Source organism: Streptococcus mitis, assembly GCF_003944325.1.
GTDB lineage: Bacteria > Bacillota > Bacilli > Lactobacillales > Streptococcaceae > Streptococcus > Streptococcus mitis_CW.
In genome coordinates this window covers 1-2,278 of sequence record NZ_RJPX01000072.1, presented here as the reverse complement: position 1 = coordinate 2,278, position 2,278 = coordinate 1, and the positions used below count along the sequence as shown (strand labels likewise).

General features: G+C 28.8%; 1 protein-coding gene and 2 pseudogenes. All 3 read left to right on the top strand.

Annotation, left to right across the window (positions count from 1 at the left end; translation table 11 throughout):
- Nucleotides 1-437 (top strand): annotated as a pseudogene (locus tag D8787_RS12085) (site-specific integrase); the annotation flags it as partial.
- A gap of 540 nt (nucleotides 438-977) precedes the next feature.
- Nucleotides 978-1,844: a helix-turn-helix domain-containing protein gene (locus D8787_RS11010; RefSeq protein WP_125423849.1), complete on the top strand. Its 867-nt coding sequence runs from the start codon at nucleotides 978-980 to the stop codon at nucleotides 1,842-1,844.
- A gap of 234 nt (nucleotides 1,845-2,078) precedes the next feature.
- Nucleotides 2,079-2,278: pseudogene (locus D8787_RS11005) on the top strand (adenylate cyclase); the annotation flags it as partial.

Sequence of the window (2,278 nt, the reverse complement as noted above, 5' to 3'; positions counted from 1 at the left end):
ACGTATGGAAGATTTGCTAGAAATCGACAAATTTTGTTTTTCAAAAAACGAATACTTCTATAAGAGAAATTTTTATTGATGAAGATTTAATATCTGTATTGGATGCATTGAAAGAGGAACAAGATAAGGTTCTTTATAATCGTGAAGAATTAAAGAAATATGATTTGGTCTTTTGTGATAGAAGGTATAAACTTTCTACAAATTATGGATTGAATAAATGCTTGAAAGTATTTTTATCCGAACTTGGGATGGTAGTCAAACCATGATAGCAACAGCAGGAAGGCATATTTACGGTTCATATTTATTATCAAAAGGTGTTGATATATAGGCTGTTTCAAGATTACTAAGGCGTAAAGATATACAACAAATTATTCAAACTTACGGACATACTCTAAAATAGGGTTATTAATAAAGAGTATGATTTAGTAAGAGAATGAATGTTAGTAAAAGGATAAAATAATTTTGACCAATTAAATAGGAAAAATAAGGACTTCCTGTATTAGAATGTCCTTATTTTTATTATGGAATTGTACAAATGAGGTTAAGTCTCAGATCTATGAACTCAGAAAGTAAGTACAAAGCTTTAAACAGCTTTCAAAAAGATTTGGTGTGGATTTTTCGGGCTAAGGTATGTGACAAAATGAATTGATTGTTATGAAATAGAGAGCCTAAAAAATGGGGAAAATCGTTATTATTCCCCTGAATTTGATATGTTGTACAAGACTATTTCTGGTCTGTTAAATATATCAATAACAAAATTTAAACATGATAGTCTAATATCTAATCCATTTAAAGTGAATACGTTTATCAATCGTTTGAGTAAGAAAATCTCAAAAGAAGAAGGGATAGATTTTCAAAGGTAACATATCTAGTCATTACTTATATATAATTTGTATCTTTTGGTTTATTAATTTGTATTTAAAATTTAATCATGTTACAATTGAAATTGAAATCGAATAGAAAAGGAAAATGCAAACGTGGGTACACTATTAGCAACAAGATTAAAAAATAGACGAAAAGAATTAAAAATGTCTCAGCGAGAATTGGCTGAGGGGATATGTAAACAGGGACAGATTAGTCGATTAGAGAATGGAGAATTTACTCCAGGAGCAGACTTTTTATATGCTCTGTCCAAGAAGTTAAAAGTTAGTATGGATTATTTTTTTAATGAGCAAATTGAAGAGGAGATTGACGAGCTATCAGAGTTTAAGAAGTTAGCTCAGACATTTATCACAAATCGAAATTATGAGTCTTTGAAATATATATATGAACTAGAGAGTGTAAAAGTACATCGCTTGTCTTTAGTAGATAAGTTTTATATGGAGTGGATAAAATCTCTTATAGATTTTTATTTCTATGGGCAAAAAGAGGAGGCTGTGGCAAGATTGAAGAAGGTACTGTCTCAGTTAAGTGTAATTGACTTGACCTACCTTCAAGTTGCAAATACTCTATTCAATTTTTATTATGATATTGAAGATTTAGAAAGTTTTAATGAAATTCGAGAAAAGTTAGAGTATCAAGTAAATCAACTCAAGTTAAACACAATTGAAGAATTAAACCTTTCTATTAAATTTAATTATAATGTTTGTCGCTACCTATGGTTGCAGAATAATACTGAAGAAGCTATTACAAAAATCACAGATACGATAAAGCAATGTAAGACGTATAGAACAACGTATCTTTTGGCTGATTTATATTTATTGATGGGAAATGTCAGTAAGAATTTTTCTTCTAAAGTTGCAGTAAAAGAGTACTTTGAAACGGCTTATTTCCTATATAAGCTTGAGGGCAATATGTCAATGGCTCTAAAAATTGAGCATTACATTGCAGATCTAACAGAATAGTAAAGACGATGTTCACTTAAGCATCGTTTTTTTAATCCAAAAAAGATACAAATATGTATTTAATAAAAATAAATAAAAAATATCATCAAAAATCTTGACAGTATTATATTGAAGTGCTAAAATGAGTGCAAGAAAATATCAGGCTTTGTGTCTATAAAACATCACCAGAAACTTACTATAGACTGAGTGAATGTAAAGAGACTTCAGCCTTTAAAGAATTGAGAGGTAAAATTAATGAATGAATTAGAAGTTAGATTTGAACTCAACGATGAGAGAGATTATAATAATGCTATTTCATATTTAGAAAAATCTTATAAATTTAAGAATGAAAATAAGCAAGTTGATAAATATTTTAAAACAAAAGGAAGAGAATTTGAAAATGATGAGGTAGGTAGCTTTATCTACAGAATTCGCCAAGAAGATGATAATAGAGC